This is a genomic window from Alteromonas sp. P256 (assembly GCF_036864455.1).
Taxonomy (GTDB): Bacteria; Pseudomonadota; Gammaproteobacteria; order Enterobacterales; family Alteromonadaceae; genus Alteromonas.
In genome coordinates this window covers 56,888-71,304 of record NZ_JAZETM010000001.1, presented here as the reverse complement: position 1 = coordinate 71,304, position 14,417 = coordinate 56,888, and the positions used below count along the sequence as shown (strand labels likewise).

The 14,417-nt window shown below is 43.3% G+C and carries 9 protein-coding genes; 3 read left to right on the top strand and 6 right to left on the bottom strand.

Features of this window, described 5'->3' with window-relative positions; translation table 11 throughout:
• Complete coding sequence (locus tag V7R39_RS00320; protein WP_334027071.1) at nucleotides 1-957, bottom strand: AAA family ATPase; 957 nt, start codon at nucleotides 955-957, stop codon at nucleotides 1-3.
• A gap of 434 nt (nucleotides 958-1,391) precedes the next feature.
• On the opposite strand from V7R39_RS00320, the gene fadI reads away from it, so the two are divergent.
• Together fadI and fadJ are read left to right on the top strand one after the other, a co-directional pair.
• Complete coding sequence (gene fadI, locus V7R39_RS00315; protein ID WP_334027069.1) at nucleotides 1,392-2,702, top strand: acetyl-CoA C-acyltransferase FadI; 1,311 nt, start codon at nucleotides 1,392-1,394, stop codon at nucleotides 2,700-2,702.
• A 1-nt stretch (nucleotide 2,703) separates the two neighbouring features.
• Nucleotides 2,704-4,875 carry a fatty acid oxidation complex subunit alpha FadJ gene (gene fadJ / locus V7R39_RS00310; RefSeq protein ID WP_438823492.1) on the top strand — a complete coding sequence of 724 codons (2,172 nt, stop codon included), beginning with the start codon at nucleotides 2,704-2,706 and terminating at the stop codon, nucleotides 4,873-4,875.
• A gap of 164 nt (nucleotides 4,876-5,039) precedes the next feature.
• Here fadJ and V7R39_RS00305 read toward each other — a convergent pair whose 3' ends face one another.
• Both V7R39_RS00305 and V7R39_RS00300 read right to left on the bottom strand, forming a co-directional pair.
• Nucleotides 5,040-5,234, bottom strand: a complete 195-nt coding sequence (locus V7R39_RS00305; RefSeq protein WP_334027067.1) for a hypothetical protein — start codon at nucleotides 5,232-5,234, stop codon at nucleotides 5,040-5,042.
• The gene (locus tag V7R39_RS00300) at nucleotides 5,221-5,379 is read right to left on the bottom strand and encodes a class IIb bacteriocin, lactobin A/cerein 7B family (protein WP_334027066.1); all 159 of its coding nucleotides are present in this window, start codon (nucleotides 5,377-5,379) and stop codon (nucleotides 5,221-5,223) included. Before V7R39_RS00300 ends, V7R39_RS00305 begins: the two co-directional genes overlap by 14 nt.
• A gap of 543 nt (nucleotides 5,380-5,922) precedes the next feature.
• Between V7R39_RS00300 and V7R39_RS00295 the strand changes: the two genes are divergently transcribed.
• Nucleotides 5,923-6,120 carry a hypothetical protein gene (locus V7R39_RS00295; RefSeq protein WP_334027064.1) on the top strand — a complete coding sequence of 66 codons (198 nt, stop codon included), beginning with the start codon at nucleotides 5,923-5,925 and terminating at the stop codon, nucleotides 6,118-6,120.
• Nucleotides 6,121-6,292: 172 nt separating this feature from the next.
• Here the strand turns inward: V7R39_RS00295 and V7R39_RS00290 are convergent, their stop codons facing one another.
• From V7R39_RS00290 to V7R39_RS00280, 3 genes are all read right to left on the bottom strand, one after another.
• Entirely contained in the window at nucleotides 6,293-6,460 is a 168-nt protein-coding gene (locus tag V7R39_RS00290; RefSeq protein WP_334027062.1) for a hypothetical protein, read from the bottom strand.
• A 294-nt stretch (nucleotides 6,461-6,754) separates the two neighbouring features.
• Complete coding sequence (locus tag V7R39_RS00285; RefSeq protein ID WP_334027060.1) at nucleotides 6,755-11,302, bottom strand: EAL domain-containing protein; 4,548 nt, start codon at nucleotides 11,300-11,302, stop codon at nucleotides 6,755-6,757.
• Between the two features lie 212 nt (nucleotides 11,303-11,514).
• Nucleotides 11,515-14,262, bottom strand: a complete 2,748-nt coding sequence (locus V7R39_RS00280; RefSeq protein ID WP_334027058.1) for an insulinase family protein — start codon at nucleotides 14,260-14,262, stop codon at nucleotides 11,515-11,517.
• Nucleotides 14,263-14,417: the final 155 nt, after the last annotated feature.

Here is a 14,417-nt window from a genome sequence, read left to right as displayed (position 1 = left end):
TTAGGGTACGGCAACGGTAGCGACTATTTTATCCAGTACATCATTGACAGTAACGCCTTCGGCCTCTGCCTGATAAGACAAAATAATTCGGTGTCTCAGTACATTGTGAACAACGGCTTGAATATCATCAGGTCCAACAAAGTCACGACCGCTAAGCCAGGCGTGGGCGCGAGCACAGCGGTCTAGTCCGATAGTAGCTCGTGGACTCGTTCCCATAGCAATCCACTGAGCAAGGCTGTCGTCGAAAAGCCCAGGTTTGCGCGTAGCCATGATAAGTTGCACGAGGTAATTTTCTAATTCAGGTGCCATGTAAAGGGATAGCGCCTCTTTACGAGACGTGAAGATCTCGTCTTGACTCAGTGTTGGCGGTGTCACCGGCGGTTGCGATAGCGCCTCTCCTCGAGTAAGTCGTAAAATCTCTAATTCAGTATCTGCATCGGGATAGTCAATATCAACATGCATTAAAAATCTGTCGAGTTGTGCTTCAGGGAGTGGGTAGGTTCCTTCCTGTTCTAGCGGATTCTGCGTTGCCATCACTAAAAATAGAGGAGGCAAAGGGTAAGTTTTACTTCCTACCGTTATCTGACGCTCTGCCATGGCTTCTAACAACGCAGACTGGACTTTAGCAGGCGCTCGGTTAATCTCATCGGCAAGTACTAAATTGTGGAAAAGGGGACCTTTCTGAAAAACAAATTCTCCTGTTTCAGGGCGATAAATGTCTGTTCCCGTTAAATCAGCAGGCAACAAGTCCGGTGTAAACTGAACTCGATGAAAGTCGCCATCCACGCCATTGGCCAAGGCATTAATCGCACGGGTTTTTGCAAGTCCTGGCGGTCCTTCCACAAGAAGGTGCCCATCGGCAAGTAGCGCTATTAAAATACTTTTTGTTAATGCGTGTTGACCAATAATTTGTTGATCAAGATACGCATGTAATTGTTTAAATTGCTCTGCTGCCATATTGCCATTTTTCCAATTAAATTCTAGTTATTAGGAAGTGCCCGTGATGCTTGTGGGGAAATGTCGACCACTGTGCACAAAAAAAGCGTAGTTTTTCAGGTCATCACCTAGACTTAGCTAAACAATGACACAAAACAGACTGTGTTACTCATATAAGGTTCATTTTGCATTACTTCAAGTCACTTATGTGGATGAAAATGAGAAATGCCATATTAAATTGCGAAGAAATTCTGGTGAGGCTGATAAGAAACTCGATCTACACGCCTAATCTAGTTAAAAGTTAGTCTGCCCATATTCTTTGCTTGATAACCGTTATTCTCTTCGCATTATTTGCTATTTTGTTCATAGTTTGTAAAAATCGATGATATTACAGGTCAGACCACTTGGGTCAGGTGTCGATAGCACTTGCTGAGGGTCACTAATTTAGGTGCATTATGTCCACAAAACAATCAGTTACAACCCGAGAGGGTGATCGTATCGCTATTGTCGCGGGGTTACGTACTCCTTTCGCAAAGATGGCGACATATTTTCACGGCGTTCCCGCTGTAGACCTAGGCAAGATGGTCGTGAACGAACTTCTTGTTCGCCACGGAATTCAAAAAGAGTGGGTGGATCAGGTTGTCTATGGACAAGTAGTGCAAATGCCTGAAGCGCCAAACATCGCCCGTGAAATTGTATTGGGCACTGGCATGAATGTGCATACCGATGCTTACAGCGTCTCACGGGCGTGTGCCACAAGCTTTCAGTCTACGGTTAATATTGCCGAGAGCATGATGGCGGGACACGTTCAGGTTGGTATTGCAGGTGGCGCCGACTCTACGTCGGTATCGCCTATTGGTGTGTCTAAGAATTTAGCCAGAGCGTTGGTTGATTTGCAAAAAACGAAAACTCTCGGTCAGAAGTTGAATATTTTCAAGCGCCTTGGTCTTAAAGATTTAGCCCCTGTACCGCCTGCAGTTGCAGAGTATTCATCGGGACTGTCAATGGGACAAACCGCAGAGCAAATGGCGAAGTCGCATGCTATCAGCCGTGAAGAGCAAGATAAATTGGCTCACCGCTCGCATAGCTTTGCAGCGCAAAGTTGGGAGGAAGGCAAGTTATCAAGTGAAGTAATGACTGCTTATGCCGAACCTTATAAAGGTGCTCTTGAGCGCGATAATAATGTGCGTTTCGACTCAAAGTTAGAAAGTTACGCCAAACTACGCCCTGTTTTTGATAAGAAATACGGCTCTGTGACTGCGGCTAACGCCACGCCCCTTACCGACGGTGCATCTGCCGTTATCATGATGACAGAAAGTCGTGCTAAAGAGCTAGGATATACTCCACTTGGTTACATCAAAAGCTATGCATTTTCTGCTATTGATGTGTGGGAAGACATGTTGATGGGACCTTCTTATGCTACACCCATTGCGTTAGATAGAGCCGGCATGACGCTAAACGACCTTACCTTAATAGAAATGCACGAAGCATTCGCTGCACAAACACTTGCCAATGTAAAAATGTTTGCAAGCGATAAATTTGCCAAAGAAAAGCTAGGGCGAAGCAAAGCCACGGGCGAAATTGATATGGACAAGTTCAATGTAATGGGCAGCTCGATTGCTTACGGCCATCCGTTTGCCGCTACGGGAACTCGTATGATTACGCAGATGCTAAATGAGCTAAATCGTCGTGGAGGCGGAAGTGGCCTTCTTACAGCATGCGCAGCCGGTGGTTTAGGCGCAGCTATGATTGTGGAGACAGAATAATATGAGTCAGGAAAATATGAGCCAAAACACAGAAGTGAACGAGGCAGCCGCGCCCACCACAGGTGCGTTTACGTTGACTAAGCAGGACAACGGCGTTGCTATTCTAAGCATGGATGTGCCTGGTGAGAGCATGAATACGCTAAAAGCCGAGTTCGGCGATGAAATTAGCGCAATGCTAGATGATATTGAGCAGGACAATAGTATTAAAGGCGTAGTCGTAATCAGCGGTAAGCGTAATTCGTTTGTTGCTGGCGCCGATATCTCTATGCTTGCCGCATGCAAAACAGCCGAAGATGCAACAACAATCGCTGCTGGTGGCCAAGCTGTGTTCGACCGAATTGAAAATATGAAGGCAACATTTGTCGCTGCCATCCACGGACCTGCCTTAGGCGGCGGTTTGGAGCTGGCGCTTGCTTGTCACTATCGCGTATGTACCGACGCACCAAGCACGCAAGTTGGTTTACCAGAAGTACAACTTGGCTTATTACCAGGAAGTGGCGGTACCCAACGTCTTCCGCGTCTCATTGGTATACAGCAAGCGATGAAAATGATGCTTACTGGTTCGTCAGCCAGAGCGAAGCAAGCTAAAAAGTACGGCATTGTTGATGAGGTAGTGCCTGAAAGTGTGCTGCTCAAGGTGGCTGAGCAATTTGCGCTTAAACGTAAGCCAGAGCGCGAAGCGCCGCAAAAAGGGCTAATGAATAAGATGTTGGAGACTACCGGTCCCGGTCGCAACATGATGTTCAAAAAAGCGCGTGAAGCCACATTTGCCAAAACTAAAGGTAACTACCCTTCACCTGGCTACATTATTGACGTTATTGAAACGGGCATTAATGATGGAATGAAAGCGGGTTTAAAGGCAGAAGCTGAAGCATTTGGTAAATTGGTGATGACGCCAGAGTCATTCCAGCTTCGCCAAATATTCTTTGCTACTACCGAAATGAAAAAAGAAAACGGTGTAGAAGGCGTTACCCCTACAAAAATGAAGAAAGTAGGCGTTTTAGGCGGTGGGCTAATGGGCGGCGGCATAGCTTTTGTTACATCAACAAAAGCCGGCGTGCCTGTGCGTATTAAAGACGTGCGCGCAGAAGGTATTGCGAATGCAATGAAGTACAGCTATGACATCTTAAATAAAAAGGTGAAGAAGCGTTTTATTCGCAACAGCGAAATGCAGAAGCAATTAGCCTTGCTAACGGGAACATTGGACTATAGCGGTTATAAAGACATTGATATCGTTGTAGAAGCCGTTTTTGAAGACCTTGATTTAAAGCAAAAGATGGTGGCTGACATTGAAGAAAATTGTAAAGAAACAACAATTTTCGCATCAAATACGTCATCTATTCCTATTACGCAAATTGCTGAGAAAGCTGCCCGTCCAGAAAATGTCATTGGCCTGCACTATTTCTCCCCGGTAGATAAAATGCCGTTGGCGGAAGTAATTGCTCATGATAAAACCTCAGATGATGTCATTTCATCTACGGTTGAGTTTGCGAAGAAGCAGGGTAAGACACCGGTTGTGGTTAAAGACGGCGCAGGCTTTTATGTGAATCGTATTTTAGCGCCTTACATGAATGAAGCGGCTAACTTAATCTTAGATGGCGAGCCAATTGAGCATATTGACAAGTCTTTAGTGAAATTTGGGTTCCCAGTTGGCCCAGTCAAGCTGCTTGATGAGGTTGGTATAGACGTCGGCACCAAGATTATTCCATTTTTAGTGGAAGCTTTTGGTGAGCGTTTCACCGCGCCTTCTGCATTTGACAAAGTGTTGTCTGATGGACGTAAAGGTAAGAAAAACAAGAAAGGGTTTTACGATTACGAAGGTAAGAAGCCCGGTAAAGAAGTCGATGAGAGCATTTATGAATTATTAGGGCTATCACCGTCAAGTAAGCTTAGCGAGAAAGAAGTGGCCGAGCGCTGTGTTCTAATGATGCTGAACGAAGCTGCTCGCTGTTTAGATGAAGGTGTTATTCGCAATGCCCGTGACGGTGATATTGGTGCTATCTTTGGTATCGGTTTCCCGCCATTTTTAGGTGGACCGTTCCGATACATGGACACGCTTGGTATAAAGCATGTTGTAGCTAGGCTAAATCATTACTCTACAGCTGTTGGTAATAAGTTCGCGCCAGCTGATGTACTTGTTGAGATGGCGGAAAGCGAGAAGTCGTTTTACTAACATCTATTGAAGTACGAATTAAAAACGGGGCATTTAATAGATGCCCCGTTTTTTAGTCTTTTTTTAAGTAAGAGCTTTTTTAAATAAGAGCTTCTAGTCAGAGGCCTAAGTTGAACCCACAGCAAATTGCTAAAGCACCACCGGCTTTGCAAAAATACCCTTAGCTATTTCAAGTAAGTTTGAACCTTAAAATAAAGCAAGGTTAATAATGCTGCGGCAAAAAAATACTTTGATGTGAATACATACTCACCTTTAGCCGCTGCAAAATACATTACCATCAGCCAGCAGTACACAATATTCACAACGACCAACCCTCGGCCAAATCGATAAAGCTTACTAACGTCTTTAATGAGTTGCATCGTATAAACCTGACCCTAAACCCGCGCCGAAGTCAGCAGCAACCTGGAGGGCTCCTATGTAACCGGCAGTGAACAGCATGGCCGTTAATATTGGTCCGATACCACCAGAAATATTGTCTAATTCATGAATTGTTAGCTCTTGCATTTCCCATCTCTTTATTTGTTCAATAAATAGGTTAAAACGGCCTAGAGCCGTTTTTAACTTTTAAAGTTTAAAACTTATTTACTCGTGATGAGTTTAAGAAGAGTAGTGGATTCACTATGATTTATTAACTGTTCGTCAGCCTAGAATTGATATATCGCCATTTCTGTGCGAAAGGCTTTTTGTTAGTAGTCAACGCCAAAAGATAAGTTTTGGTTACTGGAGGGTTACTCAAATGTTAAGTGTGGGTCGTTCGTCGATTTTCGCTCATGTATCTGCAATTTGTGCTGGTTTATTGAGCATATATGGTTAGAATCGCCCCGTCTTCTTTAATTACTATCGGTATATTATTCAAGGCGAGCCTTCATATTATAAAGATAATACTGATGTCAAAAAAATGACGCCTCACTTAACAGAAATCGTCATTACTGCAACCATTCTGATGGCGATAAAAGTTCAAAGTGAGTGATGCTACCGTTTGAATAAACAGGCAATGGTTACTTGCTATGGTTTAATCAAAACCCTTCTAAATTGTGGAGATGTAGAATGTTGTCACTTGTCCTAGTGTGCATGATATCTAGCGCCTATTTTTATGTAGAGGCGTTTAAGTGGGGGATGAATGCCAGACGCTGGGCTGCTGCCGGTTTACTCCTAGGCCCTGTAGTGCTTCCTATGTTCTCTATTTCGCGTCATATCCATTGGCGCAACGCAGTTGGCTACAACAACCTCTTTATTGCCGCATAAGCGCTTACAGAACGCTTCGACCTAATGCTGCAAAAGGTGCAAGTGAAGTGTGTGGTGATGGGGAAGTGGACAGGGGTATTAGAGGGCGAATAGAGGTCGAGTGATTCGGTAAAAAGCTAAGCATAAAAAAAGAGAGCCAAGGCTCTCTTTTTAGAATCTGTGTTAGTGCGCATTACCAGCCTAAACCACGACCATTGTTGCCACTACGAGGCTTTGGAACATAGCTTTCTGTCGCTACTTCTTTTTTAGTCTCAGGAGCCTGTTTGGCGCCGTCTTGCTTGTCAGCAGCAACGGGGGTAGCGGTAGATAGTACTAGTGCAACAGCGTACTCTTTTAACATGTCTTTTCCTCTGATTTTTTAATTTTTTAAACGAACAAACAAAATCGATTTTAGTTTCTATTGTCAGCTCTTACCGACACTTATTTCTTTGCTAAACTTGTGCCAGTTTTTAAAAGTCATTTTAAAACAGGTGTTTATGTGTGTTTTGTTGGTTTTTTGACGGTGCTTTAATACCAAAGTCGATTAAACTTTTGCCTAATGGGCGGTAAATTGCCGGAACGGGGTGTGAGGAGGAGGCAGACCCTAGCCTGCCATAAAACGCATTATCAAAGGTTGAGAATGGTAGGTTGTTAACTACTGTAGGTCTGCGTTGCCAAGAATGGTATTTAGCTGGTGGTTTTCGGTAAGTAGTTTTTCAAAGCGCTCTGCATTAAGGGGTTTACTGTAGAGAAAACCCTGAAGCATTTCACAATCGTAACGGCGCAGAATATTAAGCTGTGCCTCTTCCTCTACGCCTTCAGCAACAACTTTAAGTCCGAGGTTGTGGGCAATATTAATAATGGCTGCTGCCATATGACGGTCTACACTACTTTTTGCGATATCGTCAATAAACGCCTTATCGATTTTAAGAGTGTTCAGTGGAAAGCGTTTGAGGTACGCAAGTGACGAGTAGCCAGTGCCAAAGTCGTCAAGGGCCAAATGAATCCCTCGCTCTCGCAGGCGAGTCATCATTTGAAGGCCATTTTCCGGGCTTTCCATTAACGTACCTTCGGTTATCTCGCATTCTAAATGAAGCGGAGATAGCCCTACGTCACTTAATATCCGGTTGATACGCTCGTCCAAGTCAGGTAATTCAAATTGCTTGGCAGAGATGTTGACAGCGACGCGACCGCTGAACAACCCCTGGCTGACCCAGCGCTTTGTATCGGCGCAGGCTTTTCTTAAAACTTGTTCGCCTATCTCAATAATTTGACCAGTTTGCTCTGCAAGGGGAATGAATTGGCCAGGGCTTACAATCCCTTTTTGAGGGTGCTCAAACCGCACTAAAGCTTCCATGCTTACAAGTCTGCCCGACGTTATATCTACCTTGGGCTGGTAGTACACGGTGAAGAGGTCGTCTTTGATCCCTTGTCTAATTAGATTTTCGATTTGTAGCTGTCGAACGGCGTTTTGATTCATTTCACCGCTAAAGAACTGATAGCTGTTGCCACCATTGTTTTTAGCAAAATACATGGCCGTATCGGCATTTTTTAGCATTTCTTGGGGTGACATACCGTCATCAGGAAAGAAAGCGATCCCTATACTTGCGCCAAGTACAAATTCTTGTTTATTGATAATAAACGGCCGTGATAGCGTGTCTAATACGTTTTGAGCGTAATGCGTTACGGTGTGAATATCTGCATCACTCTCCATTAGAATACTAAATTCATCGCCGCCAAGGCGGTAACAGGTGGCAGTCTTACCGGTAATTCTCTGCAATCGTTTAGCTATCTGTTTAATTAAAATGTCACCAGTTTGATGCCCTAGAGAATCATTTATTTTCTTAAAATTATCCATATCCAGACAAAGAAGCGTATGCTGCTCGCCTTTACGCACTAAGTTTTGATGACTGGCCTGAAAGAACGACCTATTAGGCAATTCAGTCAGCGGGTCGGTATTAGCAAGTTTAAGCAGTTCTTTCTCGGTGTTTTTACGAGATGTAATATCACTAAAAACGCCCACAAAATGACTAATTTTGCCGTCTTCATCGTGTACGGCATCTATATTAAGCTCAATCTCAAAACGTTCGCCGTTAACGCGCACGCTTTCAACCTCGCCACTCCAGTTGCCTTTGCTCTTTAAGGTTTTCTTAATTTCTTCTGTAAAGGCATCAGGGTATAAATGAAAATGCATATAGCTGGCTAGCGCTTGGTCTCTGGTTTCACCGGTGTAGCCGCAGTAGGCATTATTAACGCTAATAAATTTAAATTTAGTGTTAGAAATAAACACCCCTTCAGAGATGTTTTCAATAGAGCGCTTAAATAAATTTAGCTGCTCTTCAGCTTCTTTAAGGTGATGAATATTCTTCAGCGTACCCGTCATGCGAATTGGCTGTTGATTGTGATCTCGCTCTACAACCTTTCCTCTATCGAGTATCCAAATCCACTGATTTTTAAACGTTTTCGCTCTGTAGGCAAGCTCGTAAAAGTCGCTTTTCCCCTCTAAGTGCTCTCTCAGTGAGTCCTTAACACGCTTAAGATCATTAGGGTGTATGTTGGCATCATAGGCGCCTGTGGTTCGTATATCATCTTGAGGGAAGTCTAGGGTACCCCACGTATTTGCCCGATACACTTGACCTCGGTAAACGTCCCAATCCCACAGCTCATCCCCTGAACTCCATAGCGTTAACTTTAATCGTTCTTCAGACTCTTTTATCGCTAGCTGGTTGGCTTTTCGAATTTGAAATTGTCTTACCAGAAGTGCAAAAATTACCACAGTGACTAAGGCATAAAATACAAGGGCTACTGCATGTAACCAAGGCGGGCGTTCAATTTCAATATCTAAACTGCGACTTTCAGACCACTGTTTGCCAGGTTCTTTTGCCTGAACTTCAAAAGTATAGCGACCAAAGCCGATATTGTTGAACTGGGCAACTCGCCCATCATCAATATAAATCCAGTTTGCGTCTAAATTATTAAGACGATAGCGGTAGGATACTTGAGAAGGATAAACTGGATTTACTAATGCAAAAGAAAGGCTGAAGCGCGTTTCGTCGTGCGCTAATCGAACCTGTTCACTGTAATGTACGTCTTGGCTGTTAGCATAGGCTTGAGGATGTTCAGTGCCTCGCTGCTCATTGGCTTTCACTGAGCCAAATACCGATAATTGACCTAGTTGAGGCGTCAACGTGTTTTGGCCAGTTTTATTCACATTGTCTCGTTGCTTTGATATTTTGTTGTAACCTCTGATACCGCCGAAATAGATAGAGTTATCTCTGGCTACAAATACTGAAGACTCTCCTAAACTGTTGTATTCTAACTCAGAATTGGGAATGAGGGACTCTTGAGTTAGCGAAGGCAGAGCAATTTGGTGCACGCCAGCGGCATCGGCATACCAAATACTGCGTCCAACTCCAATAGAGGAAATAATATACCCATTTCTATCGTTTCTGACCTGTCGTTTTACAATCTCGAAAGACCTTTTATCAACCATAAGAACGCCGTCAGAACGAGTGGTTAACCAAAACGCCTCAGAGCTTTCGTAAATAGAATAAACTTGAGAATTTAGACCGTTGTCCTGAGAAATCTGGCCTATGACGTCCTTAGAAAACGGCGATACGATGGTGACACCTTGTTCATTTCGGAGCCATAAACGATTTAAGCTATCAGTAAAAATAGGAAAAAGTGTATTGGATAACCCGTCTATAGCTAGAGGTTTAGCAGATAGCTGTTTATTGGGATTTGATATTGCAGCTGTGTCCACATAATGAGTTCCAAGCCTGTCATGCCAAACCCATATTGTGTCATCGTGATAATGAATGTGATCAATAATATCGCCTTTGAACAAATGTGCCTGCTTGGTAATAGTACCGTCGTCTTCTTTATATGCTGCTAATCCATCTGACGATGCAACCCAATAGTATCCTTGGGAATCAATTGCTAAGTCCCAGTAATTTGATTGAGCATTATCGCCATCGGAATGAGTTAAATAATTGACTTTACCAGAGGCTTTATCAAATTTCGCGAGGCCCCGCTCTTGCGTTGTGAGAAGAAGCTCGTCTTTATTATTTTCTGCCAGAGCCCAAACTGTCGCGAAATTATCTTCTGTTTGTTGCGAGGAGTTATACACTGGCTGGTAGTGGACACTTGCGTACTCGGGGTGATATCTGAATGCCCCCTGACGAAAGGTACCTGCCCATACTACTCCAGTCCGGTCTACCATTACCCGAATAATTACCGCTGCCGGAAAACCCGTCGATTCAAAGTTGTCTGAATTCAAATGCAGCGACTGAAGTTCGGTCGTAGGCGTTATTTCTTGTGAAGCAGCACCACTTAAAACAAAGAGTCCAGAGGTAGTGCCCATCCAAATGTCGCTCTCGTTTATCGTAATATTTAAAACATTGAGGTCGCCGTCAAAACCTAAATCAGCACCGTTTTTAATTAATACTGTTTTACCGCGGGCATTGACAATCTTTATGCCTTCTTTGGTTGCTAGCCAGTAATTACCGTTGATAATTTTTATGTCGTGTAACGCAGCCGAATCAAGGGTAATTCCCCAAGGATTTACTTTGTTTAAGCTCGACAATTCGCCTGTATCCTTATCGAGAATTTTTGCACCCAATTCATTTGACCCAATCCAGGTTCGGTTGGGCTCATCCATTATCACTTTTACAAAGGTTCGTTCATCAAATACTTGTTTAGCAGAGGTAATATTGTTCTGACTCTTATCAAATTGATACAGGAACTTTTCGTCAGCGAACAAAATTTTGCCAGACTTTGATTCGTTAATCGCGGTAATTGAATTAGACTTGATTATAGAATTGTCTTTATTAAACACTTCGAAGTTATCGGTGTCTGGTTTGTATTTTGCTAAGCCATTATTCGTTCCTAGCCAAAGCATGCCGTCTGAGTCTAAAAATAATGTTTGGATAAAACCTGATGGAATTGAATTTGCGTCGATATCTGAAGGGTGGTACTGCTTAACTTCGTAGCCTGAGTAACGATTAAGGCCGTTAGAAGTCGCTATCCATATAAAACCCATGTCGTCTTCAACGATATCAAGAACGGTAGTATCTGATAAGCCTTGGCGCTTATTAAGTTCAGTAAATTTAAGATCGGATACTTCTATCGCATCTACAGAAGAGCATAACCCTGAAAGCAGCAGCAAGAAAACGGATACAGTTTTTAATAGGGTTGAACGCACCTAAACACCTTTGGCTTGCGCCGATTGTTTTTATTTTTCATGTTTCGTTTTTACAGCGTCCTAGTCGCATCCCTAACAACTAGAGGAATAAATATGCCGAATTAAAGCACGCTCCACAAGGACTTTTTATAAAAGCGAAAACAATGGCTTACTTATTAGCCAGCTTGAAAGGTTTGGCTAGTAATTTATCGGCAAGAATAAAGAATTGTTTATCAATGATATGGAATTTTCTGTTTAAATTCGGCAATGCTGTTTATTGTGCGTTTTTCACGGGTTGGCATAGGGTCAAATTTGCCGTCTGAGTAGAGTACTATTTCGCCACAACGCTCTCTTTTCGCGAGTTGGTCGGCAAAGCCTTGGATATGTTCAAACGAGAGTTTCTTCACACACTCTGCTAATTTTAGGTTTCTGTTGAATTCCAAGTCTTGTGTGCCAAGGCTTACCCATAACCTTTGCGACTTCATCGACAAGGTCAGGTCCCGTTCTTCAAGCTGCTTTAAAAGGTTTTCTTGAATAGTGGGCCAGTAGAATCGATAGAACTCTATTTCATGTAGCTGTTGATATAGAAAAGTGGTCATCGCTTCAAGCAAAGGTTTTGGGCCTTGTTCAGGGCTTTGAATATAAAAGGCAATACCAGGGTGCTGGTTATGCGGTACGTAACCTGTACCGACGATGTAACCCAGCTGTTGTTCAGTGCGCAGTGAGTTGAAAAATGGAGCTGCTAGCATTTGCTCTAACACCATACAGAGGGCAGTGTCAGATAAGCTTGCTGAAGGGGCTTGCAAGTATAATACAACCGCACCGTCGTCGTGTTTGCAGGTAACTTGATGGTATAGCGTCTCGCCAACCGGAAGCTTCGATACGGCCCGAGAAAGTGGGCTACCCTGTGATTGCTCGCATAGCTGATAAGTCGATTTTGCAAACTGCTCAGCCTGATTGCTAGTCCAGTTACCATGCATAAAAGCTTCAGCAAAAAAATGCTCAAATGCGTTTTTTCTGGCCAAGAGCATATCGTTATAGCTAGTTTCAGACATCACGTCTAAAAGTTCTATTGGCGCTTGCGTGTTACGCTGAATAAGAACACTTAATCTTGAGAATAGGCGGTTAGTAGGTTTATTGAGCAGTGAATTATGAAGTGCTTGTTCCTGTAAATATTTATGGTGCGAGAACGCCCGCTCATCAGGTATGAAATTAATCACCGCGTCCATCAATTGACTAGCGAGCAGGGGCTGTTGATTGGTAAAGCCTCGTGTGTGAAGCGTAAATCCCGCTTGATGTCCGTAAATACGATAATGTAGCCCCGCAATTTCAGCACGGTAATACTTTGCTTGTAAGTGATCGTTAAGCGCCCCTAACCAAATTCGCTTGGCGGCTACTGCCGTGAGAGATTCAGAAAAGCTTGTGGCGTCAAAAGAGATATAAATATCCCCTTTGGGACTGTGAAACTGTTGGTCTTGCGCAAACCAAAACTGATAGCCTTGTTTATCAATAAGTTTATTAGGAATGTGAAAGCCAGACTCTGGAAGCACAAGTTGATACTCATCGCCTAGGTAAGGATTTGGGGGCGGAAGCTCGAGCTCGTCTAATACCAACGGCGAATTTAATGACTCTATTACTTCAGAAGGAATATTTTCAACGCTATAGTTTGCTTCGTAGAACGCACAGGTTTTATCTGCCGGCACGTCTTTAGAAATTACTTTTAAACGAAGGTTCGCCGATTTAAAGTAAGACAATGCATTGAGTATGGCGCTATGGTCAAAACTGCCTATTGTAGACCTCAGTTTGTTGAGCTCTTTAGGTGAAAAAACAAACTGATGCTGGGCGTATTCAGTAATCAGGTTCAATGGCTTTATATTTTCTTCATACTCTAATGCTAGCGCGTCAAGTTGCGCTTTTTCTTGATATCGCCATTGCTCACTCGACGCCTGCTTAATCAATTCTATATAACTAAATAAGGCTTGCAGTACCTTATATTTGCTGGCTAGCCCTTCGTTAGTAAGTTGAAAGCTTACATTGAAGTCCTTAAAACCATCGCCCTCAATACCTGCTCCAGCAATGAGATTTAACGCCCAGTCACGCTCCTTTAAAAGCGCTAAAAGACTACCTTCACCTTCATCGCCAATTAAATGACTTATATAGTTCAGTGGTTTACATTCATAGTCGTTTTGCAACGGTGGAAGCGCAAAAGTCACAATCATTCGCTTTGCCGATTGCAAAGGTTGTATATTAATTTGAATGCCTAATTCACTCTCACGATAAAGGGGAGGCCATTGGTCTTTAGCGAGCTCTCCTGCATTAAAGCTACCAAAACATTGGTGTATCAATGCGTTAAGTTGATCTATCGGCATAGGGCTCGCTACGCACAGACACAAATTTTTACCACAGTAGCGCTCATAGTGCATCGCCTTTAGGCGCTGCTTAAGTTCGCTCGCGGTATGTTTTGAAAACGTATCGCTATTGCCCACTGAAAACTTTGAGAATGGGTGTTTTGGATTGCAGGTTTCTTTGTGAATTTGATAGAGGCGTCTTAAATCATCCTTTTTTTTGAACTCAAACTCAGCATGAATGTTTTTTACTTCATTGCTGATGGATAACTCTTCAAATAATGGCTGGCGCAGTATGTCGGCAAAACCGGGAAGCGTTTGGGCAAGAGACCCTGCACGACAACTGTAATGGTAGTTCGCGTATTCAGTGCCTGTCCACGCATTGAGGGTGCCGCCGTGCTGCTCAATAAAGTCGTTAATGGCATTAGGTTTTGGAAAGTGTCGGCTGCCCATAAACAACATGTGTTCAAGCAAGTGCGCAAGTCCCTGACAATCATGTGGGTCGTAAAAATGTCCAGAGCGCACCGCAATTGATACGTGTGCCTCTTCAGCATCGGGAGTATGACATGCCATAACGCGCAGTCCATTTGGTAGCGTTATGTGATGAGCATTCTCAAACTTGATTGTGTTTTTCATGTCATCTCAGTGCGTTGTTTAACTCCCAACTTCTGGAGAAAGGATTTAAATATACATAGCAATACGAATAGATGATTAAAATAACCATTATTCAACGGTTAGCGCTAGTCGTATTATCATGTCTCTGATATCTTTAAGGTATCTTCACTAATACT

What these genes read in the sequence shown, in the direction of transcription:
- V7R39_RS00320 (WP_334027071.1), bottom strand. Translation starts at nt 957, where the DNA reads ATGGCAGCAGAGCAATTTAAACAATTACATGCGTATCTTGATCAACAA.
- fadI (WP_334027069.1), top strand. Translation starts at nt 1,392, where the DNA reads ATGTCCACAAAACAATCAGTTACAACCCGAGAGGGTGATCGTATCGCT.
- fadJ (WP_438823492.1), top strand. Translation starts at nt 2,704, where the DNA reads ATGAGTCAGGAAAATATGAGCCAAAACACAGAAGTGAACGAGGCAGCC.
- V7R39_RS00305 (WP_334027067.1), bottom strand. Translation starts at nt 5,234, where the DNA reads ATGCAACTCATTAAAGACGTTAGTAAGCTTTATCGATTTGGCCGAGGG.
- V7R39_RS00300 (WP_334027066.1), bottom strand. Translation starts at nt 5,379, where the DNA reads ATGCAAGAGCTAACAATTCATGAATTAGACAATATTTCTGGTGGTATC.
- V7R39_RS00295 (WP_334027064.1), top strand. Translation starts at nt 5,923, where the DNA reads ATGTTGTCACTTGTCCTAGTGTGCATGATATCTAGCGCCTATTTTTAT.
- V7R39_RS00290 (WP_334027062.1), bottom strand. Translation starts at nt 6,460, where the DNA reads ATGTTAAAAGAGTACGCTGTTGCACTAGTACTATCTACCGCTACCCCC.
- V7R39_RS00280 (WP_334027058.1), bottom strand. Translation starts at nt 14,262, where the DNA reads ATGAAAAACACAATCAAGTTTGAGAATGCTCATCACATAACGCTACCA.